The sequence below is a fragment of the Streptosporangium sp. 'caverna' genome (assembly GCF_003203775.1).
Lineage (GTDB): Bacteria > Actinomycetota > Actinomycetes > Streptosporangiales > Streptosporangiaceae > Streptosporangium > Streptosporangium subroseum.
In genome coordinates, this window is record NZ_CP029711.1 from 6,706,712 (window position 1) to 6,733,671 (window position 26,960).

At 70.6% G+C, this 26,960-nt stretch carries 21 protein-coding genes and 1 pseudogene; 13 read left to right on the forward strand and 9 right to left on the reverse strand.

Going from position 1 to position 26,960, the window contains the following annotated elements; genetic code table 11:
* The first annotated feature begins 295 nt into the window (after positions 1 to 295).
* The 3 genes from DKM19_RS29390 to DKM19_RS29400 are packed head-to-tail and all read left to right on the forward strand — an operon-like array spanning position 296 to position 2,981.
* Positions 296 to 1,036, forward strand: coding sequence for an alpha/beta hydrolase (locus DKM19_RS29390; RefSeq protein WP_110700014.1), 741 nt, complete (start codon positions 296 to 298; stop codon positions 1,034 to 1,036).
* Positions 1,029 to 2,267: an acyltransferase gene (locus tag DKM19_RS29395; RefSeq protein ID WP_110700016.1), complete on the forward strand. Its 1,239-nt coding sequence runs from the start codon at positions 1,029 to 1,031 to the stop codon at positions 2,265 to 2,267. The genes DKM19_RS29390 and DKM19_RS29395 overlap by 8 nt, the downstream gene beginning before the upstream one ends.
* Before the next feature lie 60 nt (positions 2,268 to 2,327).
* Entirely contained in the window at positions 2,328 to 2,981 is a 654-nt protein-coding gene (locus DKM19_RS29400; protein ID WP_110706078.1) for a heme oxygenase (biliverdin-producing), read from the forward strand.
* Positions 2,982 to 3,105: 124 nt separating this feature from the next.
* On the opposite strand, the gene DKM19_RS29405 is transcribed toward DKM19_RS29400, so the two are convergent.
* Positions 3,106 to 3,972, reverse strand: coding sequence for a LysR family transcriptional regulator (locus DKM19_RS29405; RefSeq protein WP_162641866.1), 867 nt, complete (start codon positions 3,970 to 3,972; stop codon positions 3,106 to 3,108).
* Positions 3,973 to 4,083: 111 nt separating this feature from the next.
* Between DKM19_RS29405 and DKM19_RS52590 the strand changes: the two genes are divergently transcribed.
* The 3 genes from DKM19_RS52590 (at position 4,084) to DKM19_RS29415 (ending at position 5,348) form a co-directional block, all read left to right on the forward strand.
* Complete coding sequence (locus DKM19_RS52590) at positions 4,084 to 4,209, forward strand: hypothetical protein (RefSeq protein ID WP_255415441.1); 126 nt, start codon at positions 4,084 to 4,086, stop codon at positions 4,207 to 4,209.
* A 5-nt stretch (positions 4,210 to 4,214) separates the two neighbouring features.
* Positions 4,215 to 4,691 (forward strand): pyridoxamine 5'-phosphate oxidase family protein, encoded by a 477-nt coding sequence (locus DKM19_RS29410; protein WP_239514489.1) that lies wholly within the window; start codon positions 4,215 to 4,217, stop codon positions 4,689 to 4,691.
* 84 nt (positions 4,692 to 4,775) lie between these two features.
* Entirely contained in the window at positions 4,776 to 5,348 is a 573-nt protein-coding gene (locus DKM19_RS29415; RefSeq protein ID WP_110700020.1) for a dihydrofolate reductase family protein, read from the forward strand.
* Between the two features lie 138 nt (positions 5,349 to 5,486).
* On the opposite strand, the gene DKM19_RS29420 is transcribed toward DKM19_RS29415, so the two are convergent.
* Positions 5,487 to 6,089: a TetR/AcrR family transcriptional regulator gene (locus tag DKM19_RS29420; RefSeq protein ID WP_110700022.1), complete on the reverse strand. Its 603-nt coding sequence runs from the start codon at positions 6,087 to 6,089 to the stop codon at positions 5,487 to 5,489.
* A 103-nt stretch (positions 6,090 to 6,192) separates the two neighbouring features.
* On the opposite strand from DKM19_RS29420, the gene DKM19_RS29425 reads away from it, so the two are divergent.
* Positions 6,193 to 7,143, forward strand: coding sequence for an NAD-dependent epimerase/dehydratase family protein (locus DKM19_RS29425; RefSeq protein WP_110700024.1), 951 nt, complete (start codon positions 6,193 to 6,195; stop codon positions 7,141 to 7,143).
* A gap of 206 nt (positions 7,144 to 7,349) precedes the next feature.
* On the opposite strand, the gene DKM19_RS29430 is transcribed toward DKM19_RS29425, so the two are convergent.
* A complete protein-coding gene (locus DKM19_RS29430) occupies positions 7,350 to 7,940 on the reverse strand; it encodes a short chain dehydrogenase (protein ID WP_110700026.1) in 591 nt (196 codons plus the stop codon).
* Between the two features lie 71 nt (positions 7,941 to 8,011).
* Between DKM19_RS29430 and DKM19_RS29435 the strand changes: the two genes are divergently transcribed.
* Complete coding sequence (locus DKM19_RS29435) at positions 8,012 to 8,911, forward strand: LysR family transcriptional regulator (RefSeq protein ID WP_110700028.1); 900 nt, start codon at positions 8,012 to 8,014, stop codon at positions 8,909 to 8,911.
* Between the two features lie 8 nt (positions 8,912 to 8,919).
* Here the strand turns inward: DKM19_RS29435 and DKM19_RS29440 are convergent, their stop codons facing one another.
* Complete coding sequence (locus DKM19_RS29440; protein WP_110700030.1) at positions 8,920 to 9,291, reverse strand: DoxX family protein; 372 nt, start codon at positions 9,289 to 9,291, stop codon at positions 8,920 to 8,922.
* Positions 9,292 to 9,384: 93 nt separating this feature from the next.
* On the opposite strand from DKM19_RS29440, the gene DKM19_RS29445 reads away from it, so the two are divergent.
* The 3 genes from DKM19_RS29445 (at position 9,385) to DKM19_RS29455 (ending at position 11,897) form a co-directional block, all read left to right on the forward strand.
* Entirely contained in the window at positions 9,385 to 10,035 is a 651-nt protein-coding gene (locus DKM19_RS29445) for a TetR/AcrR family transcriptional regulator (protein WP_110700032.1), read from the forward strand.
* A gap of 78 nt (positions 10,036 to 10,113) precedes the next feature.
* Positions 10,114 to 10,707: a TetR/AcrR family transcriptional regulator gene (locus DKM19_RS29450; protein WP_110706080.1), complete on the forward strand. Its 594-nt coding sequence runs from the start codon at positions 10,114 to 10,116 to the stop codon at positions 10,705 to 10,707.
* A 251-nt stretch (positions 10,708 to 10,958) separates the two neighbouring features.
* Positions 10,959 to 11,897, forward strand: coding sequence for a class I SAM-dependent methyltransferase (locus DKM19_RS29455; protein WP_110700034.1), 939 nt, complete (start codon positions 10,959 to 10,961; stop codon positions 11,895 to 11,897).
* 469 nt (positions 11,898 to 12,366) lie between these two features.
* Here DKM19_RS29455 and DKM19_RS29460 read toward each other — a convergent pair whose 3' ends face one another.
* Positions 12,367 to 13,644 carry a Dyp-type peroxidase gene (locus DKM19_RS29460; protein WP_110700036.1) on the reverse strand — a complete coding sequence of 426 codons (1,278 nt, stop codon included), beginning with the start codon at positions 13,642 to 13,644 and terminating at the stop codon, positions 12,367 to 12,369.
* Positions 13,645 to 13,893: 249 nt separating this feature from the next.
* Here DKM19_RS29460 and DKM19_RS52810 point away from each other — a divergent pair, with 249 nt between their 5' ends.
* Together DKM19_RS52810 and DKM19_RS29470 are read left to right on the forward strand one after the other, a co-directional pair.
* Entirely contained in the window at positions 13,894 to 22,062 is an 8,169-nt protein-coding gene (locus DKM19_RS52810; protein WP_110700038.1) for an RHS repeat-associated core domain-containing protein, read from the forward strand.
* Positions 22,059 to 22,883: a hypothetical protein gene (locus DKM19_RS29470; protein WP_110700040.1), complete on the forward strand. Its 825-nt coding sequence runs from the start codon at positions 22,059 to 22,061 to the stop codon at positions 22,881 to 22,883. Before DKM19_RS52810 ends, DKM19_RS29470 begins: the two co-directional genes overlap by 4 nt.
* A gap of 142 nt (positions 22,884 to 23,025) precedes the next feature.
* Here the strand turns inward: DKM19_RS29470 and DKM19_RS29475 are convergent, their stop codons facing one another.
* From DKM19_RS29475 to DKM19_RS52595, 4 genes and pseudogenes are all read right to left on the reverse strand, one after another.
* Positions 23,026 to 23,892, reverse strand: a complete 867-nt coding sequence (locus tag DKM19_RS29475; protein ID WP_110706081.1) for an STM4011 family radical SAM protein — start codon at positions 23,890 to 23,892, stop codon at positions 23,026 to 23,028.
* A gap of 275 nt (positions 23,893 to 24,167) precedes the next feature.
* Complete coding sequence (locus DKM19_RS29480; protein ID WP_239514491.1) at positions 24,168 to 25,490, reverse strand: STM4012 family radical SAM protein; 1,323 nt, start codon at positions 25,488 to 25,490, stop codon at positions 24,168 to 24,170.
* 297 nt (positions 25,491 to 25,787) lie between these two features.
* Positions 25,788 to 26,834, reverse strand: a pseudogene (locus DKM19_RS29485) (STM4014 family protein); the annotation flags it as partial.
* Complete coding sequence (locus tag DKM19_RS52595; RefSeq protein WP_255415442.1) at positions 26,831 to 26,956, reverse strand: hypothetical protein; 126 nt, start codon at positions 26,954 to 26,956, stop codon at positions 26,831 to 26,833. The pseudogene DKM19_RS29485 and the gene DKM19_RS52595, both read right to left, overlap by 4 nt.
* Between the last annotated feature and the right edge of the window lie 4 nt (positions 26,957 to 26,960).

Here is a 26,960-nt window from a genome sequence, read left to right on the forward strand (position 1 = left end):
GCGGATGATCACGTGGAACGGCCCTGCCACTCCCCCGGGGTGGAACGGATGATCACGTGGAAGGAAGCGAGTGATCACCCGCAGAGCCTGCGCGCGGACGGGAGCCGTCCCAGAAGGAAGCGGACGGTCTCCCGGAACCCCGCAGGCGAACGGAGATCAGCCCCGAGGAGGGCGGACCGGGATCGTTCTCACTCCCGAGGGGGAGCGGGAAGGTGGCCTCTCCGGGGCGATGTGGGTGACGGACCGCGACTCCTAGCGTCCTGTCCGGTTCCTCCAGACCGGACAGGAGATCTTCATGTTCCGCCGCATACTCGCCGTGGCAGCCGCCGTCGCGCTCACCTACGTGATCGTCCCCCCGCCCCGGGGCGACCGGATCATCCGGGTGTACGGCGACCTCCGTACGGCCGAGCACGTCGCGGTCATCGTGCCGGGCACCGACACCACGGCCGCCACCTTCGACGGCGGCAGGGTCAGGCCGTACATCACGCCGGGGGGCGGCGCGCGGGCGGTGCTGGCCGAGGCCCGGGTGCTGGAGCCGGGGGCCAGGCTGGCGGTGGTCGCCTGGCTCGGCTATGACAGCCCGGCGACGGTCAGCCTTGAAACGGTGACCGTCGAGTCCGCCGCGAAAGGGGCCGCGGAGCTGCGGCGGTATGTCACCGAGACCCTTCGGGGCAGGCGGGTCAGCCTGCTCTGCCACAGCTACGGATCGGTCGTGTGCGCCAAGGCCGCTCCCGGATCGGGCGTCGCCGGCATCGCGGTCTTCGGCAGTCCCGGGCTCGACGTCTCCTCCGCCGCCGAACTGGGCGGCGCCCCGCTGTGGGTGGGGAGCGGCAGCCGGGACTGGATGCGCGACGTGCCCAAACTCCGGCTCGGCCCGCTCGGCTTCGGCCCGGACCCGGCGGATCCCGCCTTCGGCGCCCGCCTGTTCGCGACCGGAGCCGCCGGGCACAGCGACTATCTCAAACCCGGCGGCGAATCCCTGCGCAACCTCACGCTGATCGCCCTCGGACGGGCCGGCGAGGTGTCCCGTGGCTGACCTCACGCACCGTAGGGCGGCGCCCGCGAGAAGCGCCCCGGAGTCGCGCGGCGGATGGGTCCGGCGGATCGAGAGTGCGACTCCCCCGGCCAGGGACCGGGGGGTCGACGCGCTGAGGGCGCTGGCGATCCTGGGTGTGGTCCTGGGACACTGGCTGGTCACGGCGTGGGCACTTGCGCCCACGGGAGCGGTGCACATCTCCAGCCCGCTCAGTCATCTGCCGATGTTCACACCCCTCTCATGGGTGTTCCAGACGCTGGCGGTGTTCTTCTTCGTCGGCGGTTACGCGGCGGCTCGGAGCCGCCTGCCGACCTCGGCTACGGCTACGGCTACGGCTACGGCTACGGCTACGACGCGGAGCCTGCCGCCTGCCGCGACGCGTCCGGCCCGAACCTGGGTGCGGGTCAGGACGGCCAGGCTGCTGGGGCCTGTGGTGCCGCTGCTGCTGGTCTGGGCCGGGATCGTGGCGGGGATGGCACTGCACAGGATGCCGTTCGGGACGATCAGGGCGCTGACGCTCCCGGCGGTCGGACCGCTGTGGTTCCTGGCGGTCTTCGTCGCGCTCACCGCGGCCACTCCCCTGCTCCTGCGCTCGCGCCCGCTCGTGACGGCGGCCGTGGCGGGCGCGGTCGTGCTCGGGGTGGACGTGGTCAGGTTCTGGCTCGACGGTCCCGCCTGGCTGAGGTGGGCGAACCTGGTGGCCGGGTGGCTGGTGCCGTACGCGCTGGGGGCCGCCTGGGCGAACGGGGCGTTCGCCTCGCGCCGGGCCGCTGCGGGACTCCTGGCCGGCGGTACGGCCGGGGCGGTGGTGCTGATCGCCGGGTTCGGGTATCCGGCGAGCATGGTGGGCGTGACGGGCGCGGAGGTCTCCAACCTCAGCCCGCCCACGCTCGCCGCGGTCTGTTTCGGAATCGCCCAGGTAGGGCTGGCGCTCCTGGTCAGGGACCCGCTGACCCGGCTGATGCGGCGACCCGGGCTGTGGGCGGTGGTGGCGCTGGCCAACGCGTCCGCGATGACGATCTTCCTGTGGCACCAGACCGCGCTGACCGTGACCGCCGTGGCCGCGCTGCGCTTCGGCGATGTCCCCGGGCTGCTGTCCACGCCCGACGAGCCGATCTGGCTGCTGCACCGGCTGGCCTGGTTCCCGGTGCTCACCGCGCTTCTGTCGATCATCTGGATGTCCGTTTTCGCCAAAAGAAGGTTTAATGACAGGGTGTCGTCATCAGCTTGACGAGGTCTCCCAATCTTTGTGACACTGTGTCGTGAAAGAGCCCTTCGACGCGGAGTGATCATGAGCGAGTCGCCGTTCTCCGAAGTACTCAGGAACGCCACCTGGAGCGACCACGAGTCGGCCGAGGACGACAGCTACCTCAAGGCGCTGATGGCCGGGCAGCTCAGCCGCGAGGCCTACGGCGAGATGGTCGCCCAGCACTACTTCGCCTACCTGGCCCTCGACGGCGCCTCCAAGGCGCTCGCCGGCGACCCGATCGCCGCGCCGTTCGTCTTCCCCGAGCTCTACCGCGAGGAAGCACTGGTCCGCGACCTGGAGACGATCTACGGCGTCGGCTGGCGGTCCCGGATCGAGCCCTCCAAGCCGACCCTGACCCTGGTCGCCCGCATCAACCAGGTCGCCGACCGGCCGGGCGGCTACGTCGCCCACCACTACACCCGCTACATGGGCGACCTGTCCGGCGGCCAGTTCATCCGGATGGAGCTCCAGAAGATCTACGGCTACGGGCCGGGCGGCGGCGTCGACTTCTACCTCTTCGACGAGGTCGGCAGCCTGCCCCGATTCAAGAACGAGTATCGCGCCCGGCTGGACGCGCTGCCCCTGAGCGACGCCGACAAGCAGCATCTGATCCGCGAGACCAAGCTCGCCTACCAGCTCAACACCGAGGTCCTGGGCGAGCTCGGCCGGGTCGTTCGGGCCGAGGTCGCCGCCTGACGGGAGTCCCCGGACCGGCCGATGGGCAGGCTCGGTGCCCGGTGGCCGGCGACCTCGCGTCATCAGGTGCCGTCTGCCCGCACCCCGCTGCCGCGAGAGTCCCGGCAAGCGGCCGGCCCACCGCTCAGCGACCCGTCTGCGGCGTGAGGTGGCGGAGAAAGGCCTCGGCGATGGTTCTGAGCCGGTCGGGGCGCCAGACCAGGGCGTAGTCGAACGTGGCGTCGCCTCCCACGGGGATGCAGACCAAGCCGGGACGCGGGTAGAGGTTCGACGTCTGGGCGCCGACGAGGGCGACGCCGTGGCCTGCGGTGACGTAGGCGAGGATCTCTTGGAAGCCGGGCAGGGACGCGGTGAGACGGTCGGGCACCGGTAGGTGGTGGTCGATCCAGTAGCGGGGCAGGGCATCGGCGAAGAAGACCCTCTCGCGTGCGATCTCATCGTGGTCGACGCGGGTGCGGTGCGCCAGCGGATGGTCCGCGGGCACGGCGAGCATCGCCGGCTCGGACAGCAGCGTCGGCCCGACGGCGAGGTCCGGCTCCTCGACCGGCAGGGGCAGCACCGACAGGTCGACCTCCGCCCGGCGAAGGGGGCCGAAGAGGTCGGCGAGCGTGGTCTCGCGGATGGCCACCCGGCGGCCGGGCACGCGGTCGCGGAAGGCGTCGGCGAGCGGCAGGACGACCTGGGCCACCGCGGCCGACATGTAGCCCAGCTCCAGCGTGCCGGTGATGCCGTGCCCCGCCGCGGTCGCCCGTTCGATCGCGGCCTGGACCTGTGCGTGCGCGGGCCGCAAATCGTCCAGAAGCTGCCTGCCGAGCGAGGTCAGCTCGACCCGGCGGGTGGTACGGCGGAACAGCGGCGCACCGAACCGGCGCTCCAGTTTGGCGATGGTCTGGCTGATCGTCGCAGCCGAGACATGGAGGCGCTCGGCCGTGCGCGCGAAGTGCAGTTCCTCGGCGAGTGCGAGGAACACCTCGATGTCCTGACGCTCCATCGCTCCCTCATTCTTCAGTGTGGCTGAACAATTGTTCCAGATCTTGTCATTGATGAGTCTCCGCGGTGAACGCGATGATGTGTCGGCAGGCCGACGACCAAAGGGGAAACGATGGCGAACACGAGCGCGGTGGACAGACCGGCGCCCACGGGCGGGCAGGTGAGCGTACCGACCACGGAGCTCACCGCCGACAGGGCGATCGCCGAGCGCCTCGTCCACCGGGTCCGCGGCCGGTGACCGACATGTGGGCGATGGTTCCCCGGCTGCTCGGCGACAGTCGATACCTCGTGCTCGCCACCGCCGATCGCCAAGGGCGGCCATGGGCCACTCCCGTCTTCTTCGCCGCCCGCGACGAGGACCGGCTCGTCTGGGTGTCGTCACCGGACAGCAGGCATTCCCGCAACCTCGTCGAACGCCCGGAGGTGGCCATCACGGTCTTCGACTCCCACGCGCCCGTGGGCGGTGCCGAAGCGCTCTACCTCGAGGCGACCGCCGGCCCCGCCGACGATCCCGTCGCGGCCCTGACGGCGCTCAACGCCCGCCTCCCCGCGGGCAAGGAGCTCACCGGCGACGACCTCGCGCCGTCCGGCCCCATGCTGGCCTACTGCGCCGACGTGCGGCGACACTTCGTCCTGATCCGGGGAGGGGACTCGCGCTTCGACAACGTCACCGACGCACGGCTCCGCGTCACACGCACCCAGCAGGAGGGCTCACCGTGACCGCGAGCCTCACGCGCGGGTCGTCGGCGACAAGCCGCACACCAATCTTGAGATCCACCGCCCGGACAGGCAGGGAGGCCCACCGTGGGTAAGCTCATCTACTCGATGATCACGTCACTCGACGGCTACGTGAGCGATACGAACGGCGATTTCGGCTGGGGCGGCCCCGAGGAGGAGTCGCACGAGTTCATCAACGAGCACGGGCGATCGATCGGCACGTACCTTTACGGCCGCCGGATGTACGACACGATGGCCTACTGGGAGACCGCGCACACGGTGCCCGGCCAGCCGCCGTTCATTCTGGAGTGGGCGCGGATCTGGCAGGCCGCCGACAAGATCGTCTACTCCACGACGCTGCACGAGGTAGCCGGCGAACGGACCCGGATCGAGCGGACGTTCGACCCGGAGGCGGTGCGGAAGCTGAAGGCCGAGACCGACCTCGACATCGCCGTCGCCGGGCCGCACCTGGCGGCGCAGGCGATCCGGGCCGGGCTGGTCGACGAGTACCACCGCTTCGTCGGGCCGGCGATCGTCGGCGGCGGCAACGCGTTCTTTCCCGGCGATGTGCGCGTCGATCTGGCACTGCTGGACGAGCGGCGCTTCGGCAACGGCGTGGTCTATCTGCGTTACGGCGTCAAGGACATCGCGCAGGGGTAAGGCGACCGCGCCCGAGCGATGCGGTTTCACGCCACCGGCCCCCCGGCCTCGATGTCCTGGCCGCTCCGCCTTGAGGTCGGCCCGCATCGTCCGCGCGCGGCGGATCCGGCCACTCTCGGCTCCCCCGCGATCCCGGTGTCACGGCGCCGGGGTGCGGTGGCCGCGGAAGGTGGCCTCCAGGGCCAGACGCCAGTGGCGGTCGGCCTGATCGCCACCGGCCAGGGCGCCCCGCAGCTCCAGGCTGGCCAGTCCGTGCACCAGGGCGTTGAGGTGGACCGCGATGTCGTAGGGGTCGGACGGGGCGAACCGGCCCGCGTCGACGCACCGCGCGACGGCGGCGACCAGGGTGTCGAACGTCCCCTGGATCTGCGCCAGGGCCGCCTCGTCGGGCCGGAAGTCCGCGATGGGACGCCCGAACATCAACTCGTACAGGTGGGGATTGGCCAGGGCGGCGGCCCGATAGGCGTATCCGAGTGCCATCAGGTCGGCCTCGGGGTCGCCGTCGCGAGGCACCGCGGCGAACTCCCGGGCGAGCCGGGCGAACCCCTCCAGGAACATCGCCCGTAACAGGCCGGTCTTGTCGCCGAAGAGGTTGTACACGGCGGTCGTGGAGCTGCCCACCTCCTGGGCCACTCGTCTGGTGCTCAGCGCCTGCGGGCCCTCCTCTGCGAGCAGCCGTCCGGCGGCGTCCAGAAGGTCTCGGCGCAACTCGTCGTAATCGCGTTTTCGGGGGCGTGCCATTTGACAAGCATACCGTAACGCTGTTTCATAACACCATTACCAAATGGTTCCCCTCCTGCGGCCCACCAGGCGCCCCGGGAAGAGCCGCATCGGAGGCCCCCCCATGTCCGCTCCTTCCAACCTGCATGTCGTCCTCGGTGCCGGAGGCGCCATCGGCAGCTCCGTGGTCCGCGAACTCGCCGCCCGCGGACACCGCGTCCGTGCGGTCAACCGCAGCGGCCAGGTGCCGGCGCTGCCCGGCGTCGAGGCCCACCGGGGAGACATCACCTCGGCCGAGGGCGCCAAGGCCGCGTGCGACGGCGCCCAGGTCGTCTATCACTGCGCCGCCCCCGCCTACCACCGATGGGTGGAGGAGTTCCCCCGCATGACCGACGCGGTGCGCGAGGGGGCGGCCGCCTCGGGCGCCAAACTGGTCTTCGCCGACAACCTGTACATGTACGGCCCCGTCAGCACGCCCATGACCGAGGACATGCCGTACGCCGCCCGCAATCCCAAGGGCCGCGTCCGTGCTGAGATGTCCGAGGCGCTCCTGGCGGATCACCGTTCCGGCAGGCTGCGCGTCGCCATCGGCAGAGCGTCCGACTACTACGGTCCCGGCGGCGTCAACACCGTCGTCGGCGCGACGGTGTTCGGCGCCGCGCTCCAGGGAAAGGTCGCCCGCTGGGTCGGGCCGCTCGACCAGCCCCACTCGTTCAGCTACCTGCCCGACATCGCCAGGGGACTCGTGACACTCGGCGACGACGCGCGGGCGGACGGCCAGGCCTGGCACCTTCCGGCGGCGGAACCGCTGACGGGGAGCCGGTTCCTCGACCTGGTCTTCGCGGAGCTGGGCCGTCCCGTCAAGGCCGCGCCCCTCGGGCGCTTCATGCAACGCGCCCTCGGGCTGGTGAATCCCACCGTCCGCGCCCTCGGCGAGACCTGGTACCAGCGCGATCGCCCCTTCGTGACCGATGCCTCGAAGTTCACGCGCACCTTCGGCCCGTTCACCGTGACGCCGACCCCCGACGCCGTCGCCGCCACCCTCGACTGGTACCGCGCGAACTCCACGTCGTGAAGGAGCTCCGAAATCGGTTCGGGGAGAGGTTCCCGAAAGGTGTCCAGCGGGGCCCGCCAAAGCGGATGTCCAGCATGGAGTTGACCGAGCTGGGTCAGCGCGCCAAGAACCGGCTCCCGATCATCCCGAGCCGGCTGCGTTCCAAGAGCGATGCGCTCTCGGTGCTGCGGTGGCCTGCTCGGCCCCCGGCATCGCCCACCACTGAGTCAGCCGACCATATAGACCTGCCCGGTCTGGTGGCCCTCGATGGAACGCACGTAGGCGTTCGCGGCCTGGCGCACCGGGACGGGCTCGAAACCGACGAACAGGTCGCCGTACACGTCGACGGATTCGGTGAAGATGGTGGGGCTCACCGCGTTGACGCGCTGTGGCAGTTCGATTGCGGCGGCACGCACGAAAGCCTCGATCGCGCCGTTGGCCAGGGACGCGACGGCTCCGGTGCGCAGAGGCTCGCGGGCCAGCACGCCGGTGATCAGGGTGAACGATCCGGCGACGTAGGCGGCGCCCTGGCGGACCAGTTCGACCTGGCTGACCACCTTGCCGGCGACACCGTCCAGCACGTCCTGGTAGCGGAGTTCGCCGAACGGCAGCCACGGCACGCTGCCCGCCGCCGAGGCCACGGCGTGCACCTTGCCCACCTGCTCATACATCGCGCGAATCGACTCGGGGTCGGTGATGTCGACTGAGACGTCCGAGCCTTTACGGGAGGCCGTGACAACTTCGTGGCTGCGTTCTCGCAGAACCTCCCGAACGCTCTGACCAAGGGTTCCGGTCGCTCCGACCAGCAGAATTCTCATGGTGATAGCTTGATGGCCGAGACATCATGAAGTCCAGCTACCTATACTTCAGAGTCTTTTAAGATGTACTCATGCTTGATGTGAAACGGCTCGTCCTGCTCAGAGATCTCGCCGGGTACGGCACCGTCACAGCCGTGGCCGAGATTCACGGCGTCACCCCGTCCGCCGTGTCACAGCAGCTTCGGGCCCTGGAGGCCGAGGCCGGTGCCGCACTGCTGCGCCGGGAGGGACGCACGGTGCGGCTCACCGCCGCCGGATCCGCGCTCGCCGCGCAGTGCGAGCAGGTGCTGGCAGCGCTGGAACGAGCCCACAGTGCCGTACGCACACTCGACGGCGAGGTCGGCGGCGAGCTGATGATCGGTTGCCTGCCCAGCGGCCTGGAGGTGCTGGCCGCACCGCTGGCCGCGGCACTGGTCCGCGCGCATCCGCGACTGCGGCCCCGAATCGTTGAGACCGAGCCCGAGGAAGCGCTGCCCCTGCTCAAACAGCGCGACCTCGACCTGGCCCTGACATACCGATATCCCCACCTCGGTAGGCCGCTACCGGACGGTCTGACCGCGCACGAACTGTTCGACGATCCGCTCGTCCTGGCCGTACCGGAGGATCTGCGCGGGATCGAAGGGCTCGCCGCGCTCCGGCATCATCCGTGGATCACCACGCCGGCGCCGAGCGCGTGCCGCGACGTGATGGTGCATGCCTGCCAGAGCGCCGGATTCACCCCAGCCATCGAGCACAGCTATCGCGACCTTCGATCCGCGCTGGCTCTGGTCGCCGTAGGCCGGGGGGTGACGATCCTGCCGATGATGCTGTGCCGCACCCCGCCGCCCGGCCTCGCCCTCATCCCTTTACCCGGCAAGGGCCGTACGATCGAAGCCGTGATCCGCGCCGGGACCGAATCCCACCCGGCCATCGCCGCCGCTCTCCATGTGGGGTTCTCCAGCGGTACGTTCGATCTCTCCCGCGAAGGCTGACCGAGCCGTCAGAACGCGTAGGGCCCGAACCGGCCCCAGGCCACGAAGGCGGCCATCGCCAGGAGCACGATGTTGGCGGCGATCCCGGGATACTCCCCGCGCCGGGCGTGCACGATCGCGGCGCCGATCATCGTGATCACCAAGCCGGCGGCGGCGAGCGGGGTCAGCACGGTCAGGATTCCGGTGAGGGCGGGAAGGATCAGCCCGACCGCGGCCAGCACCTCCACGATGCCGATCGTCTTGACCTGGCCGTCGGAGAAATCCTCCACCCACGACATCTTGCCGCTCAGCTCGCTGCGGGACTTGGTGGCCTTGGTCAGACCGCCCATGAGGAAGGCCGCGGCGAGCAATGCCTGCACGACCCAGAGGATGACGTTCATTATGAGCTCCGAGGAGATAAGTGAAGGCAGCCCTTCGTTTGTCGGAGACCGTAGCATAAACGCAGGTGTTCCTTAACTTTGTAGGATCACCGTATGGAAGCGTGCAAACGGCGGGGGCTGCGCAAGGATGCCGAGATCAACCGGGAGCGCATCCTGCTGGCGGCTCGCATCGCCTTCCGCGAGCGCGGCCTCGAGGTTCCGCTGGAGGAGATCGCCCGCCGGGCCGAGGTGAACATCGCCACGCTCTACCGGCGCTTTCCCGACCGCGAGACCCTCATCGAGGCGATCATGGCCGACCGGATGGCGGAGTTCGCCGAGGTCGCCAGGGCCGCGGAGCTGGCCGCCGACCCGTGGGAGGGTTTTCGCGGGCTGATCGAGCACCTCTGCGGCATGCAGGCCGAGGATCAGGGTGTGACCGAGGCCTTCACCTCCTGTTTCCCCACCGCCCAGGCGCTGGAGGACCCGCGGGCGCGGGCGATGACGGCGGTGGACCGGGTCATCAAGCGCGCCGGGGACGCCGGGGCGCTGCGCGCCGACTTCACCGGCCAGGACCTGATGCTGATCCTGATGGCCAACGCCGGCGTGCTCGGCTCGACGCGTTGCGCGGCGCCGGACGCGTGGCGGCGGCTGGTCGCCCTGATCCTCGACGCCTGCCGCGCCGACCGGACCGGAGACCCGCTCCCCCCCGCCCCCACGGCGGAGGACCTGCACACCGCGATGCTCACGGCCCGCCCACAGCGCTGACCGCCTCCGGTCTTGATGGGTCTCAAGGGGAGGGTCACGACCCTGACCGCCACGTCGGCGTTGTGCGACCATGGAACGGTGCCCCGGATCTCAGCCGCGACCATCGGCGAACATCGTGCCCAGACGCGAGATCGCATCCTGCGCGCGGTTTCGCGGCTCTCCCGCGACCAGGGTATCGACGCCATTTCCATGACCGACGTGGCAGGCGAGGCAGGGATCACCCGGACCGTCCTCTACAACTACTTTCCCGACAAGGCCGCGCTGCTGCTGGCCTTCACCGAACGGGTGACGCACTACTTCATCGAGAGCTACCGGCGGGAGCTGCCCGAGCAGGCCTCCCCCGCCGAACAGCTGCGGGTGTTCGTCAGGCTCCAGCTCACCGGGCTGCTCGCCCACCCCCACCCCGGCCCCGCCGACCTGTCCGCGGCCCTGGGCCCCGATGCCTACCAGCGCCTGGCCGACCATGTCGCGCCGATGCAGCGCATCCTGACCGGCATCATCGACAGCGGCGTGGCCTCGGGCGACTTCCAGGCCTCCGACGTGGCCGCCACCGCCCGGATCATCCTCACCGTCATCGGCGCCGAACGGTTGCCGCTGCTCAGCGGCTCCGTCACGCCGGAGAAAGCCGAGGAGATCGTCTCCGGCTTCGTGCTCCGCGCCCTGGGCGCCTGACCCACGTCCGTCCCGCCCCACCGGCGCCCCGGCCGGCCGCCGGGACACGGGCCCGTGCTCCGATGTTCGCGCCGGAGCGGAGGTCAACGCCCGGAAGGCGTCTCAAAGAGAGCCGCGAGCCCACCGGGTGAGATCTAATCGACGGGTGAGCGTCGGGACGGCACCTCGTGGATGGCCATCTGACGAACACCCGCCGAAAGGTGCGTTTCGGCTGTTGCCGAGGGGCGGACCCCGGCTGCTACGGTCCGCCCATGTCCGCCGTGAAGGTACAAATCACTCCGCGATCGCTCGACCGGATACCCGGCTGGTTCTGGATCACGGACCAGCTGCTCTTCGAATGGTTCCTCTCGGCGAAGGCCGAGGGAGAGCCGCGAGGCGACCTGCTCGAGCTCGGGACGTATCTGGGCAAGAGTGCGGTCATGGTCGGCAGCCATCTGCGCCCCGGAGAGACCTTCACCGTCTGCGACCTCTTCGAGTCCGACGCCCCCGAGGCGGCGAACGACGCCGAGACGAGCCGCTCCTACTCCACCCTCACCCGTGAGAAGTTCGAGCAGAACTACCTGGGCTTCCATCACACGCTCCCGGGCATCGTCCACGGACCGACCTCGATCGTCCTCGACCACGTCACGGCCAAATCCTGCAGATTCGTCCACGTGGACGCCTCGCATCTCTACATCCACGTCCGGCAGGATGTTCTCTCGGCGCGGGAGGTCCTGCAGGACAACGGGATCGTCGTCTTCGACGACTACCGGAGCGAGCACACTCCGGGCGTGGCGATGGCGGTCTGGGAGGCGGTGGCGAACCTCGGCCTGGCGCCGATATGCGTCAGCAACCACAAGCTCTACGCAACCTGGGGAGACCCGGCGCCGATCCAGGCCCGCCTGCTGCGATGGCTGGAGTCCCGGCCCGACCTGTGGCACACCACGGACGCGTTCGACGGCTGGCAGCTCGTCCGGGTCAACGAGCGCAAGAAGCCCGCGGCCCCCGCCCCCGGCGGCGACCCCGCCGCGCTGAAGAAACTCAGCGGCGAGCTCCAGCGCACCACGGCGGAGCTGAAGAAGGCCGTGGCCGAATCGCAGGCGGCCACCCAGGCCCTCAGGAAGGTCACCTCGGAGATCAGCCTGGCGGGTCCCGTGGTCCAGCGCGCCGTGCGATGGACCCGCAGGATCACCCGGGGCAAGAGCTCCTAGGGACCTCTGGCGTCCCCATGACGCGTCGGGATCTTCCCGGATGAGGTCGCGGGGTTTCTGTCATACGCGGCGCGCCGGGGGTGTTCCAGAGAAACGAGGGCGAGCGCCGGCAGGGGCGATCACCCACCCGGTACTCATCCGGCCGGGGCGCCGCCACGTGATTCCCACCCGGCGCTCATCCGGCCGGGGCGCCGCCACGTGATTCCCACCCGGCGCTCATCCGGCCGGGGCGCCGCCACGTGATTCCCACCCGGCGCTCATCCGGCCGGGGCGCCGCCACGTGATTCCCACCCGGCGCTCATCCGGCCGGGGCGCCGCCACGTGATTCCCACCCGGCGCTCATCCGGCCGGGGCGCCGCCATGTGATTCCCACCCGGACAGGCCCGGGACGGCCCGGTCGCCATTTTTGCCGGGCATTTGGTTGAAAGATTGAATATCGCGGCCCCGCCAATAATCACCCCGCCATTTGTCAGACGGTGAATTCAATCGGGGTGCCGTGGGAGAGGTCGGGGAGGAAGTAATATCCGCCGCCGACGGTGAGCATGTATCTGTCGAGGCTCTGCCCGGCCAGGCGGCGCTGGACCCCGGCGAACCCGACTTCCAGGTCGCCCTGGAAGGCCATGAACAGCATGCCCTGGTCCTCGGGGCCGTCGTGGTAGGAGTAGCCCCGCCGGAGCATCCTTGGGGCGGCGACCCCGGGCGTGCCCGGGTTGGCTCGGCGGGTGTGGGCGTCCAGGGGCGTGATCCGTCCCTCCGGATCGGCGTCGAACGCAGGCCTTCCGGTGGGGCGGGTGCCGTCCAGCCAGGTTCCGTCACGGCGGCGTCCCATCACCCGTTCCTGCACGGGTACGGGCTCGAGGTCCCAGAGCCGGGTGGCGAAACGGACGATGCGGATGACCTGGTAACTGCCGCCCACCGCCCATCGCGGTTCGCCCGAGCCGGCCGCCACGCAGGCCATCTCCGCGGCGTCCGGGCTGCTCCGGAAGGACGGGTTGCCGTGTCCCTCCACGAAGCCGAACAGGTTGCGGGCCAGCGCCCGCCCCTCGCTCAGCCGGCTGTCCGCCCGGAAGCCGCGCTTCTCCCATCGGACTCCCGCTCCGGGCACCGCGCGCAGCAACGAGCCGCTCACCTGCCGGGCGAGTTCGGCGGTCGCGGCGCTGACCTGGAGGAGCAGGTCGCCGTGGACCAGGGCGGCGTCGAGCACTTCTCCGACGAAGGACGGCATCGGCGTGAGCCCGAGAGGCCGGGACGCCGCCAGGCCGGCCTTGTCGAACCACGACGATCCGAGGGCGATGGCCGCCCGTGCTCCGCCACCGGGTTCGCGCGCCAGGCGGGCCAGCGCGGCGAGGGAGCGTACGGCGTCGGCGCCGGGTGGTACGTCGAGCGCGGTGAGGACGACGTGCGGAGCGGGCGGCAGGAGCACGTCGGGCAGCGGAGCGACGTCGGCGGCGGCGAACGCCGGCTCGTCGCCGGAGTCGGCGGCGGCCATCGCGCAGACGGCCGCGAGGCCGCCGAGGGCCATGGCGCCGCGCCGGGTCACGGCTCCCGGGTCACCGCCGGGAGCGGTGACCCGTTCGGCGGGGGTGTCGTCGGCTCCGGTGTCCTGGGTCGCGGGACACCGACCGTCGCCCGGGGTGACGGTCCGCTCGGGAGACATGCCGTCGCGGGGGCCGGTGAGCCGTCCGACGAGGCCGGGGGCTCGTCCGGTGGGACTGGGAGGTGAGGCGCCGAGTTCGGGTGTGCTCACTTCTGGGGCGCCGGCCGGCGTCGTGTCACAGGCTCTCCGTACTGTTCGGCCCTGAGTTCGACAAGCTACGGAACCGCAGGTTTCCGGATCATGTCAAGATCCGTTACCGCACTGAGACACTGTAAATAATAAGCCTTGTTTTCAGTGATCATCCGGCTTAATGTTCCCAACTGCTGAGTAAAGCCCATATAAATCGGAAAGTTGGGACGCTTCCGGACTTTCCTCGGGCATTATCACGGGGAGCAATATATGTCCGGTTTTGCCCGTGGAAAGTTCATTGCGATCCTGATCGGTCTTAGCGTCGCCATTTCGCCGCTTCCCGCGCTGGGCCAGAACGCCACACCTCCGGTCGCCTCCCGAACCATCGCCTCCGCGGCCTTTCCCGATCACGGTGGCAGCTCCGGGTCACCGCTGAGCACCAAGGGGGCGGGTCCGCCCGGAAAGACCGCGGCCACGTCCGCGGCCGCGGACGTGGCCGGCCCCGCCGTCTACGCCTATGACGCGGCGGGCATGCTGACCGGCGTCACGCACTCCGGCGGCGAGGCCGCCAAGTACAGCTACGATCAGGCCGGCAACCTGACCGGCATCCAGCGGTATCCCGCGACGCAGCTCTCCGTGATGAGCGCCGTCCCGATCTCCGGCAGGCCCGGTTCGACCGTGCGCATCTCCGGCACCGGCTTCTCCGCCACGCCGTCGGGCAACGCCGTCTCGTTCAACGGCGCCGCCGCCACCGTGACCGCCGCCACCGCCACCACGCTCACGGTGACGGTGCCGTCGAGCGTGACGACCGGCGCGGTCACCGTCACCGTCGGCGGCACCACCGCGCAGGCCGGGACCTTCACCGTGGCCGCCCCCGGACCGGCCATCACCACGATCACTCCTGTGGCCGGTCCGCCGACCACCGAGGTCACCGTCACCGGGTCCGGCTTCGCGAGCGCGCTGCCGGAGAACATCGTCAGCGTCAACGGGATACGCGCCGAGGTGACGTCCGCCACGGCCACCCAGCTGAAGTTCGTGGTTCCCCAGGGCACCACCACCGGCAAGCTGCTGGTCGCGACCCCCGCCGGAGAGACGACCTCATCCACGGACTTCCTGGTCCCGCTGCCCTCCGTGGACCCGGCCACCATCGAGAGCACGACCCGCGTGCAGGTCGGCGGCCCGGCGCAGCCCGTCCTCATCTCCGGCGCGGGCAAGTCCGCGCTCGTCGTGTTCGACGCCCCGGCGTCAGGCGAGGTCGACCTCGGCCTGACGGGGAACACCCTGGGCTCGTTCACCGCGACCGGCTACAGCTACATGGGCAGGAAGCTCGACAGCATCTTCGTCAGCAGCGGCGAATCGCTGCGGCTCAGCGGCCTGGCCGAGGGGCGGACCTACGAGCTTCTGATCGATCCGAGCTCGGCGACGGCGACGGGTCAGGTCACGGTGACGACGTCCGAGCCGATCGGCGGCGTCCTGTCGCCCACGGGCGCCGGAACGGTGCTGAACCTGGCGCGACCGGGTCAGCGCGGGGTCCTCACCTTCTCGGGTACGGCGAACTCACTGGTCAGCGTGGGGTTCTCGGCCGCCTCGATCAGCTCGCTGCTGCACGTGTCCGTACAGGCGCCGAACGGCTCGATGCTGGTGAGCAACCAGTTCATCTCCGCCGGGACCGCGGGTGAGGTCGACCTGCCGAAGCTGCCGATGTCCGGCGTCTACCAGGTCCTCGTCGAGCCCAGCCTCGCCGGCACCGGATCGGTCACGGCGACGCTGTCGACTCCGGTGGCCGGCGGGGTGCTCTCGCCCACGGGTGCGGGATCGACCGCGACGATCGCCAGGCCGGGCCAGGACGCGGCGTTCACCTTCGCCGGAACCCCGGACGCCACCGTCAGCCTGGGATTCACCGGCAACACGATCGACAAGTTGTGGTTTGTCAACGTCGTGGCCCCGGACGGCACCATGGTGGTCGACGGCCGGATCTACTCCGCCGGGGGGTCGGCCGAGCTCGATCTGCCGAAGCTGCCGATGTCCGGCACCTACCAGGTCATCGTCGACCCCACCGCCGCCGGGACCGGCGCGATCACGGTGACGCTGTCGACCCCGGTGGCCGGCGGAGTGCTGTCGCCGACGGGAACGGCGTCGGTCGCGACGATCGCCCGGCCGGGGCAGGACGCGACGTTCACCTTCGCCGGTACGGCCGACACCGCGATGAGCCTCGGTCTCACCGCGAACACCTTCGGCAAGACGATCTATCTGGATGTGGTGGCGCCGGACGGGACCGTCGTCGTGGACAACCAGTACCTGTCCGCGACGATCTCCGGTGAGATCGACATCGAGAAACTGCCGCAGACCGGCACCTACCAGGTGCTGATCGACCCGGACCAGGCGAGCACGGGGGCGGTCACGCTGACGCTGTCCAAGCCGGTCACCGGGACGCTGACACCCACCGGCGCCGGAACGGTGGCGGCGATCGCCCGGCCGGGGCAGGACGCGACGTTCACCTTCGCCGGTACGGCGGACGGCGCCGTGAGCCTGGGACTGACGGCGAACACGCTGACCAGACTGACCTACGTCAACGTGATCGCGCCGGACGGCACGATCATCGTGAAGAACTTCTTCGTGTCGTCGGCGTCCGCCAACGAGATCGACATCGAGAAGCTGCCGCAGACCGGCACCTACCGGGTGCTGATCGACCCGGACCAGGCGGCCACCGGTTCGGTCACGGTGACGCTGTCGACTCCGGTGGCCGGCGGCCTTCTCTCGCCGACGGGCGCGGCTCCGGTTGTGGCGATCGCCCGGCCCGGCCAGGACGCGACGTTCACCTTCGCCGGAACCGCGGACGGCGCCGTGAGCCTGGGACTGACCGCGAACACGCTGACCAAGTCGGCCTACGTCAACGTGATCGCACCCGACGGCACGATCACCGTGAAGAACTTCTACCTGTCGTCGGCGGCGGCCGACGAGATCGACATCGCCAAACTCCCGCAGACCGGCACCTACCGGGTCGTCATCGACCCGGACCAGGCGGCCACCGGTTCGATCACGACCACGCTGTCCAAGCCGGTCACCGGGGCGCTGACGCCCGCCGGAGCCGGAGTGGCGGCGGCGATCGCCCGCGCCGGCCAGGACGCGGTCCTCACCTTCGCGGGAACGACCGGCGCCGCCGTCAGCATCGGACTCACTCCCAACTCCGTCAACCAGGCGACGTACGTCAACGTGCTGGCGCCGGACGGCACGATCGCGGTGAAGAACTACTACGTGTCGTCGGCGGCGGCCGACGAGATCGACATCGCCAAACTCCCACAGACCGGGACGTACCAGGTCGTGATCGACCCGATGAAGGCGGGGACGGGCTCGGTCACGGCCACCCTCTCCAACCGGGTCGCCGCAGGCACGCTCGCCCTCGGCGGCGCCGCCGTCAGCGCGACGATCGCCCGCGCCGGGCAGGACGCGGCCTACACCTTCACCGGCACCGCCGCCCAGAAGGTCAAGCTCGCCGTCACCGGGGTCCCGAGCTTCACCGCGGCCGTCTACGTGGGTGTCATCAAGCCCGACGGGACGCAGCTCAGCAACTCCTACGTGTCCGCCAACACGACCCTCAACGTCGCGGACCTCCCCGCGGCCGGCACGTACACGGTCGTGATCGACCCCACCAAGGGCCTGACCGGGCAGGTCGGCATCGCGCTCGCCACGAGGACCACCGCGCTCGCGCCGGCCGGCACCGCCTCGGCGCCCGCCCCCGCGAACACGGCGCCGAGTACGGCCGCCGCGCCGTCCCCAGTCCCGTCAGCCCAGCCCGCCTCCCTCGCCGGTGAGAAGCCGGCGGACGGCGACGCCGCCTGGAAGCCCGACCGGGACAACCTCGAAGGCGTCGACTGGAACGCCCGGCGAGCCGCACCCGCGAAGGTCGAGCCGCTGCGGGCTCCCGCCGGGGTCACGGCGCTGTCAGGCGTGATCCGGACGATCGACGGCAAGCCGTTGCCGAAGGTCGCGCTGACCGTCGGCCGGGTCACGGGGACCACGGACGGCAAGGGACGCTTCCTGCTCTCCGGTCTGCCCACCGGGACCTCGACCCTCGACGTCGACGGCGCCCCGGCCGGCGCCAAGGGCCGTCGCTACGGCTTCTACTCGGTCAAGGTGGACCTGGAGGCCGGGCGGACCACCGTGCTCCCGTACACCATCTGGATGCAGCAGATCGACACCCAGCACATGGTGAGGTTCGACTCACCGGCCGGCAGGGAGGTCGTGCTCACCACACCGAAGATCCCCGGCCTGGAGGTGCGCATCCCGGCGGGGTCGGTGATCCGCGACAAGGCCGGCAAGGTCATCACCGAGCTGGGCATCACTCCGATCCCGATCGACCGGCCGCCCTTCCCGCTGCCGCCGAACGGCATCGTGCCCGTCTACTTCACCGTGCAGCCCGGCGGGACCTTCGTCTTCCCCGACGGCGCCCGCGTCGTCTACCCGAACTACACCAAGCTGCCGCCCGGCGAGACCGTGGACTTCTGGAACTACGACCCCGAGCGGCAGGGCTGGCACGTCTACGGCCACGGCAAGGTGAGCGCCGACGCGACGCAGGTCGTTCCGGACCCCGGGACCAAGGTGTGGTCGTTCTACGGCGGCATGTTCAACACCTCGATCACCCCCAAGTGGCTGCAGGGCTGGTTCAAGGACATCTGGGACTGGGTCAACGGCGACCCGGTGCAGCTGTCCACCGGCCAGCTCATGGACTCGCGCACCGACCTCGCCCTCGACGACGTGATGCCGATCGAGGTCACCCGCACGCTCTACCAGGGCGACACCGCCAACCGCGACTTCGGGATCGGGCAGATCGGGGCCTACAACGCCTTCCTGTATTCGGAGGAGCAGTACCAGGAGGTCGACCTCTACCTTCCGGGCGGCGCGGTCATCCACTACGACAGGACCTCTCCCGGAGTGGGCTTCGGGGACGCCGTCTTCGGCGCCGTGAACACTCCCGGCGAGTACAGGGGCTCGACCATCAGCCGCGACAACACGCGCGACGGCTGGGAACTGCGGCGGCGCGACGGCATGCGGTACTTCTTCCCGCAGTACCAGCCGCTGGCGGAGATCAGGGACCACAACGACAACACGATCACCCTGACGCGTGACAGCGACCTCAACCTCATCCAGATCACCTCGCCCAACGGCAAGTGGATCAAGCTGGCGTACAACGCGCAGAAGCGGGTCACCGGGCTGCGCGACAACATCGGCCGCACGGTGGGCTACACCTACAACGCCGGCGGCCGGCTGGAGACGGTCACCGACACCGGCGGCAAGGTCCTGAGATACACCTACGACACCGCCGGCCGGATGCTGACCGCGACCGACGCCCGGGGCATCGCCTACCTGACCAACGAGTACGGCACCGCGGGCCGCGTGGCGAAGCAGACCTTGACCGACGGGCAGATCTACACGTTCGACTACGTCACCGACACCGCCGGGAAGATCACCGAGACCCGGGTCACCCAGCCGAACGGCGCCGTGCAACGGGTCACCTTCAACGCGGCCGGCGCGGCGACCAGCCAGACCGAGGCGTACGGCACGGCCGAGGCGAGCACGACGACCTTCACGCGCGGCACCGGCGAGCGGCTCGACGCGATGACCGACTCCGCGGGACGGGTCACGTCCTTCTCCTACGACGGCGAGGGCAGGCTTACCCAGTCCACCCGGCTGGCCGGCACCGCGGGCGCGGTGAACGGTGAGAAGACCGTCTACGGCGGGCCCTTCGACCTGCCCTCCGCCGTCACCGACGAACTGGGCAAGACCACCACGTACACCTATGACGACAACGGCAACCTCATTGAGGAGACCGACCCGCTGGGCCGGGTCAGCAAGACCCGTTACAACTCCGCCGGGCAGGTGCTGACCGCCACCGACGCGGCGGGCAAGGTCACCGTCAACACCTACCGCCTCGGCGACCTGATGACCTCCACCGACCCGACGGGGCGCGTCACCCGGTTCTTCACCGACAACGCGGGGCGGGTCACCCAGACCGCCGACCCGGCCGGAGCCGTCTCGACGATCGCCTACGACGCCCGCAACCAGATCGCCTCCGCGACGGACCCGCTGGGCCGGACGTACGGCTTCGGCTACGACGAGAACGGCAACCGCACCAGGCTCACCGACCCGCGTAACAACTCGATGTCCTGGGAGTACGACACCTCGGACCGGGTCACCAAGGTCACCGATCCGCTCGGCAGGTCGACGGTCACGACCTACGACAGGGCCGGGCAGGTCGCCACCACGACCAACCGGAACGGCAAGCTCACCAAGTTCGCCTACGACGCCCTCGGCAGGACCAAGCAGGTCGACTACGGCGTCAGCGGCACCACCGCCGAATCGACCGTCGTCTTCACCTACGACGAGGCCGACCGGCTCAAGCGCATCGCCGACACGGCCGCCGGGGGCGACACGGTCTTCACCTACGACGACCTCGACCGGGTCACCCGGGTCACGCGCCCGGCCGGGCAGGTCGACTACGGGTACGACGCGGTGGACCGGCGGACCAGCGTCACCGTCCTCGGGCGGGCGCCGGTCACCTACGACTACGACGACACCGGCGCGGTCAAGCGGATCGCCCGCGGAAACGTGGCCGTGACCCCGCACTACGACGACGCGGGACGGGAGGACCGCCTCGACCTGCCCGGCGGCTGGAGCCAGAGCTACGGCTACGACGACGCCGGCCGGGTCACCGGGATCACCTACCGCCACGGCACGGCCGACAAGGGCGGCCTGGCCTACGGCTACGACCCGCTCGGCCAGATCTCCGACGTCACCGGCTCGTTCGCCAAGGTCGCGCTGCCGTCGGCGGTCAGCGGGATGGTCTACGACGCGGCCAACCGGCTGACCGGCCGCTCGGGGCAGACCCTGTCGTACGACCTCGACGGCAACCTCACCGGCGACGGCACCGCCACCTACAACTGGAACGCCCGAGGCCAGCTCACGGGCCTCAGCAGGGCCGGCCTGACAGCCGGGTTCCGTTACGACGCCGAGGGGCAGCGAGACCGCCGCACGGTCAACGGGGCCGTCACCGGCTACCTGTCCGCCGGGGACAACCCCATCGCCGAGACCGACGCGTCGGGGAACGTCACGTCCGAGCTGATGTCCGGCGCGATCGACCAGTGGTTCGGGCGCACGACCTCCTCCGGGACCCAGACCTACCTCACCGACCTCCAGGGCAGCACGCTGGCGCTCGGCGCCGACGACGGCAGCCTGCGGACGGCCTACTCCTACGACCCCAACGGCGGCACGACGGTCACCGGCGACCCTGCCGGCAACGGATTCACCTACACCGGCCGCGAGGACGACGGCACCGGCCTGCTGTTCTACCGCGCCCGCTACTACAGCCCGACGCTCGGCCGGTTCATCAGCGAGGACCCGATCGGCGTCGACGGAGGCGCGAACCTCTACGGCTACGCGGCGGGCGACCCGGTCAACGCGACCGACCCGAGCGGCAACAACCCGCTGCTGGCCGCCTGCGCGGGCGGCGCGCTGTTCGGCGGCGGCATGGAGTATCTGACGCAGCGGCTCTCCGGCCGGAAGGTCGACTGGGGCAGCGTCGGCACCCAGGCGGTCATCGGCTGCGGACTCGGGATGTTCGGCAAGGCGTTCCAGCTCGGCAAGGCCGCGCAGTGCGTGGGCAACAGCTTCACCGGCGACACCCCGGTCCTCATGGCGGACGGGACGCGCAAACCCATCAGCGACGTCCGGGTCGGCGAGCTGGTCAGGGCGACCGATCCGGAGACCGGGACCACCCGCGACGAGCCCGTCACCGCTCTCATCCAAGGCGTCGGCTCCAAGCGCCTCGTCCGGCTGACCGTCGATCTGGACGGTGATCGAGGCACGGCCACGGGTACGGTCACCGCGACCGACGGGCACCCGTTCTGGGTCCCGGACCGCAGGGACTGGGTCGAGGCCGGCGACCTCGTCCCCGGAACGTGGTTGCGGACCTCCGCCGGCACCCATCTGCAGGTCGGCGCGGTCCGGAAGCTCTTCAGATGGGACCGCGTCTACAACCTCACGGTCGGCGAGACGCACACGTACCATGTGGCCGCCGGCGCGGCGGATCTCCTGGTCCACAACGGCGCCTGCCCGAAGGCCGCCTGGCTCGGCAAGGCCAACTTCACCAGCCAGAAGACGATGAGCAAGAAGTTCGACGCTCACGCCGTCGACTTCGGCATCACGGGCAACCGCAACAAGGCCTCGCTGCAGGCGTTCGAGAAGGCCATGCGGGACCACATGACCGCACCGGGAACCAAGATCTACCGGTTCGACTACCGGGGACAGGGCACGGCGGTCGGCTTCATCGACCCCGGCTCTGGAAAGATGGTCATGCTCCACGCAGACGGGACGTTCTGGTCCGCGTGGAACCTCGGGGCCAAGCAGCTCGCGGGCATCATAGACAAGGGCTTCCTGTATTGAGATCGGGCGGGGACGGCCCCACGACGAGTGGGGAGCTGGCCGGGGCGCTCCTCGGCGACCCGCACCGGTTCGGCGGACGGTGGCTGGACGAGGACGCCAAGACGGTGGTGGCGGTGCCCTCGTCCTGGCCACCGGACGGGAAACTGACGGCCCGGATCTCCGCGGGCGCCAGGGAGGCCGGCGTGGACCACGTCCTCGCCGGGCAGGCCGGTGAGCGGCACGCCGCCGAAGACCTCATCGAGGTCCGCGTGCCGGAGACCGGGCCGCTCGCCGGCCTGCCCCGGTCCGACGACGATCTCCTCCTCGCCCTTCCCGGACTCTCCGGCGCCGTCCTCGTCACAGGGCAGGGATACGCGCTGGTCGCGGGCGACGCCCGTTTCGTACGGGCGTGCCTGGACACCGGGATCGACGAGGCCCGGGCGAGGTTCGCCCGACACGCGAGGAGGCTGGCAGGCTCACGGCCGGAAATGCTGGCGGTCTCCGAGGAGCTCCCTCCGCGGCATCCGCCGGCGTCCACGCCCGCCGAGGTCGCCCCGGGATCCGGCGTGGCCGAGCAGCTGGCTCTCATGGGGGCGCTGGCGCGGGGAGAACTGCCCGCCGCCGCCTTCGCGCCGGCCTGGCTGGCCGCACGCCGGCGCGCGCTCACCGAGGGAGAACGGGTTCGCGACGCCCTGGAGCGGGCCCTGCTGGACGTCTTCTACGCTCTGGAGGACTACGCGGCCGACCCGAGCCTGCGCGAGCCCGGCGATCTGTCGGACGAAGAGCTGACCTCCCGGGTCCGCGCGTCCCTCGGCGCTCTGACCCCGCCCGGCGGGTCATGACCCCCTGCCCGGCCCACCGGGATGCCGGGGCCGTCCGTGACGATGTGCGCGCCTCGGTGATCGGGCGGCCGCGCCATGAACCGACGAGTCCGGCCCCGCATCATCCGATGCGGGGCCGGAGGGTGAGACCTTCAGCGTGTCTCTAGATGATGAAGCCGGTCGCGACGAGCTCGCCGGAGGGCAGGGCTCCGGGGATGCGTTCCAGGATTCCGCCGGCGAAGACGTCGTAGAGGCCGGTCCGCTCCAGGTGGACGTAGCCGATGTGGCAGTCGCACAGGGCCGCCGGGCACGCCCTGGCCCCCGGGCGGAACGTCCCGTCGTAGAGGTTGCCGAGCACGGCCGGGACGAAGTGGCAGCGCCGTACGGTGCCGTCGCCGTCCACCGAGATCACCGTGTCTCCCGTGCGGCAGGGCTGTCCGCCGCTGCGGTGCGGCGTCCGGCTGTAGGCGAACAGCGGGTCGATCGCCGTCCAGAGGGCCGCCTCCGGATCGGTGTACGGGTGGCCCTCGGCGGCGTTCACCCACAGATACACCTCCGCGGGCAGGTCGGCCCGTAGTTCCCGTGCGCGCTCCAGGTGCTCGGGCAGGCCGACGACGCCCACGCTGAAGCGGACACCTCGGGCGACCAGGTCACGGCACCTGGCGAGAAACCGCTCGTAGGCGACCTGGCCGGGGTGGTAGGTCACCCAGAGCGCGAGCGTGTCCAGATCGGCCTCGGCCAGCCAGTCGGGGCGGCAACTGAAGTTGGTCTGGATGGCGACCCGCCGGACATGCGGGAGGTGACTGAGCTCCACCATCGCCCGCCGGTACCAGGATCGGACCAGGCCCTCGCCCCACGGCGTGAACAGCACCGAGACCGGGTGATCCCGCCCGGCCACCCATCCGGTGAACCGCTCCAGTGCCATCCGGTCCTGCCGCAGCCGGTCGGGGTTGTCGCGGCGCTTGGCGAACGGGCAGTAGGGGCAGTCGTAGTCACAGCTCGACAGCGGCCCCCGGTAAAGGATCGTCAGATGGTCCCGATCGCGGTCCTGATCACGGTCGCGGTCCCGATCACGGTCGCGGTCCCGATCACGGTCGCGGTCCCGATCACGGATCCGGCCATGGCCGTAGTCCTGATCACGGACCTTGTCCCGGCCTTGATCAGGAACATTGCCACAGTCGTGGTCTTGGCCCTGTCCCCGGTCACCACCCTGATCCTGGTCACAGCCACAGCCCTGGCCACCGTTCTGTCCGCGATCGCGGACATGACCGATGGAGACGGGAACCGGTGCGTTTCCCATCCTTCTCACCGCTCCTCGTATCCGGCCATCAGCTCGCGGACCCGGCCGGAGAACAGCGCCGGGCCGATCGCGTCGGAATGGGCCAGACCCTCCGGGGTCAGCCGCAGCCACCCGGCCCCGGCCGCCGGGGCGTCCCCCTCCAGCCAGCCCCGATCCGCCAGGCGCTCGAGCTCCTCGCGGAAGCCGGCCACGACCTCGACGCCGAAACGCTCGCGGTAGGAGGCCAGGTCGAGCCCCTCGGCCTGGAGCAGCGACTGGATCAGGTGACGGCGCCGCCGTTCGTCCTCCCCCAGCCGGAATCCCACGTTGGCGACGTCGAACTCCTCGGGAGCGAGCCGTACGTAGTCGTCGATGATCGCGCGCACCTGACCGGCGCCGACCGCGTACTCGTAGGAGTAGTGGAGCCGGGAGGTGTAGGAGCGGGCGCCGCAGCCGAGGCCGACCATGCCGTCGCTCTGACAGCGGTACTCGGCCACGCCCACCGATCCCGGCAGCCGGAACATCCGCATCGACACCTGCTCGTATCCGGCGGCCAGCAGGTGGTCACGGCCCTGACGGTAGAGGGCGAGCCGGTGGTCGTCCCAGTCGCGGGCGCGACGGCCGAGGCCGGTGAGCGGGCGGACGTACAGCGGGTAGAGGTAGATCTCCTCGGGCTTCCAGGCGAGTGCCGCGTCCAGCGAGTAGCGCCAGGACGTCTCGGTCTGCCCGTCGATCCCGTAGATCAGGTCGATGTTGAGCGCCTCGAAGCCGACCTCCCGGATCGCGCCGAGCGCCGCCTCGACCTCCTCCCGTCTCTGCGGCCTGACCGCCGCGCGGGCCTCGGCGTCGATGAAGCTCTGCACGCCGATCGAGATCCGGGTCGTGCCCCGTTCGGCCAGAACGACGAGCCGGTCGGTCGTCGCGGTCGCCGGCGAGGTCTCCACCGAGAGCGGGACGGCCCGCAGGTCGGCACCCATGATCCGCTCGGTGAGGTCGAACATCCGGGTGAGCTCGGCGGCGCTCAGATAGGTCGGCGTGCCGCCGCCGATGGCCGCGGTCACGAACCCGGGATCGTCCAGGGCGTCCCGTACGGCCCTCGCCTGGTGTTCGAGGGCGTCCAGGTAGGCGGCGACAAGCTCCTCGGGGGCACCGGTCCGGGTGAACAGGTTGCAGAACCCGCAGCGCATCTCGCAGAACGGGATGTGCAGGTAGAGGAACAGGTTCGTGTGCGACTCCCCCGCCCACACCTCCCGCAGCGACGGACGCGGGTCCAGCGGACGGTACGACGTCTTGTGCGGATAGGCGTAGACATAACCCTGATAGGGACTCACCGAGACGGATGAGGACACGTCTTCCTCCTCGGCTCGCTCCTCGCCACGACCCACCGGCCCGCCGACCACCATGCCCCTTGCCCCTTCGCGACGACCCACCGGCCCGCCGACCACGATGGCCCCTTCGTCTTCGTGACGACCCGCCGGCCTGTCGACCACGGTGATTCCTTCGTCTTCGCGACGATCCACCGACCCTCCCGCCACGGTGATCCCTTCGTCTTCGTGACGGCCCACGGGCTCGCCCGCCACGGTGACCCCTTCGCCCCTCGTATTCCGGATCTCCGCCGGCGCGTGGCGGGCGAGGATCGCGCGGACCTGGGCGCCGTAGGTGTCGAGGCCCTCGGCGCCGCCGCCGGGCAGGCCCTCCAGCCGGGGAAGCAGGTCGCCGAACGCGTTGACCTCGGCCACCGCGAGGCTCCGCCAGTCGACCCCGATCATCAGATCGACCCCCACGGCCAGGCTCCCGGGGAAGCGGGCAGCCGCCCGCGCGCAGACGTCCAGGGCCCGCGCCCAGCCTTCGGGGCCGAGCCCGGCCATGACCTCGCCGAGGTCACCCCTGCCGCCGCCGAGGTGCAGGTTGGTCATGGGACTCCGACCGGCGCGGACGACCGCGTGGGTGGGTGTGCCGTCCACGACGACCACCCTCAGATCGATCACGTGTCCGTTCAGGCTCGCCTTGGGAAACCAGCGCTCGACGTGAAGCCCGTCCACGGCCAGCAGATCGACGATCGCCGCCAGGTCGGACTCGTCCTCGTAGGACCTCACCCGCAGGGAGTTGTACAGCCGGCCGGAGACCAGGTCCGCCGAGGTCACCGCCTTGACCCGGCCGCCCCAGGAGTGCAGGGCGATGACCCCGGACGCCGACGAGCCGTGAGCCGGTTTGACGAACACCCGGCCCCAGCGGGCCTCGTCCATGCGACGGCGCAGCTCGGCGTAGTCGCCGATCGGCCCGGGGAGCGCGGGCGGCACCGGCACCCCGGCCGCGGACAGCCTGGCGTGGCACAGCCGTTTGTCGAACATCACCGCGATCTCGCCGACGTCGGCGAGCAGCACGGCTCCGGGCGTCCGGTCGACGGCCTCCCGGACCCGTGCCGCCCCGGCGGTGAACGCGGCGTGCCAGCGCGCCCCGCCGCCCACCCGGGACGGCTCGCCGGGACCGCGCAGCAGCCCGTCCGCCTCCGCGTCCTCGCCGGGTGAGTCGATCCGCACGAGCGTCCCCGGCTCCAGCCGGATCTCCTCTCCGCGCAGCACTGACGTCCAGGGGACGACCGCGGGCTCGCGGACGCCGTACCGGACGCAGGCATCGGCGAACATGGTCACCCGCCGATCCCCCGGCGTGCCGACGACGGCCAGCACGCTCATTCGGACACCGCGACGTAGCGATCGTCCGGATCCGGTCCGTACGGCGTCGCGGTTGGTCCGGTGATCAGCCGCACACCCGGCAGGGTCGCGAACCTGCTGAGGCCGTTGCCGTGGTGGCTCATCCGG

Bases quoted from the DNA above. Each gene is read 5' to 3' on its own strand.
- DKM19_RS29390 (WP_110700014.1), top strand. From the start codon at position 296: ATGTTCCGCCGCATACTCGCCGTGGCAGCCGCCGTCGCGCTCACCTAC.
- DKM19_RS29400 (WP_110706078.1), top strand. From the start codon at position 2,328: ATGAGCGAGTCGCCGTTCTCCGAAGTACTCAGGAACGCCACCTGGAGC.
- DKM19_RS29405 (WP_162641866.1), bottom strand. From the start codon at position 3,972: ATGGAGCGTCAGGACATCGAGGTGTTCCTCGCACTCGCCGAGGAACTG.
- DKM19_RS52590 (WP_255415441.1), top strand. From the start codon at position 4,084: ATGGCGAACACGAGCGCGGTGGACAGACCGGCGCCCACGGGCGGGCAG.
- DKM19_RS29410 (WP_239514489.1), top strand. From the start codon at position 4,215: ATGTGGGCGATGGTTCCCCGGCTGCTCGGCGACAGTCGATACCTCGTG.
- DKM19_RS29420 (WP_110700022.1), bottom strand. From the start codon at position 6,089: ATGGCACGCCCCCGAAAACGCGATTACGACGAGTTGCGCCGAGACCTT.
- DKM19_RS29425 (WP_110700024.1), top strand. From the start codon at position 6,193: ATGTCCGCTCCTTCCAACCTGCATGTCGTCCTCGGTGCCGGAGGCGCC.
- DKM19_RS29430 (WP_110700026.1), bottom strand. From the start codon at position 7,940: ATGAGAATTCTGCTGGTCGGAGCGACCGGAACCCTTGGTCAGAGCGTT.
- DKM19_RS29435 (WP_110700028.1), top strand. From the start codon at position 8,012: ATGCTTGATGTGAAACGGCTCGTCCTGCTCAGAGATCTCGCCGGGTAC.
- DKM19_RS29440 (WP_110700030.1), bottom strand. From the start codon at position 9,291: ATGAACGTCATCCTCTGGGTCGTGCAGGCATTGCTCGCCGCGGCCTTC.
- DKM19_RS29445 (WP_110700032.1), top strand. From the start codon at position 9,385: ATGGAAGCGTGCAAACGGCGGGGGCTGCGCAAGGATGCCGAGATCAAC.
- DKM19_RS29455 (WP_110700034.1), top strand. From the start codon at position 10,959: ATGTCCGCCGTGAAGGTACAAATCACTCCGCGATCGCTCGACCGGATA.
- DKM19_RS52810 (WP_110700038.1), top strand. From the start codon at position 13,894: ATGTCCGGTTTTGCCCGTGGAAAGTTCATTGCGATCCTGATCGGTCTT.
- DKM19_RS52595 (WP_255415442.1), bottom strand. From the start codon at position 26,956: ATGAGCCACCACGGCAACGGCCTCAGCAGGTTCGCGACCCTGCCGGGT.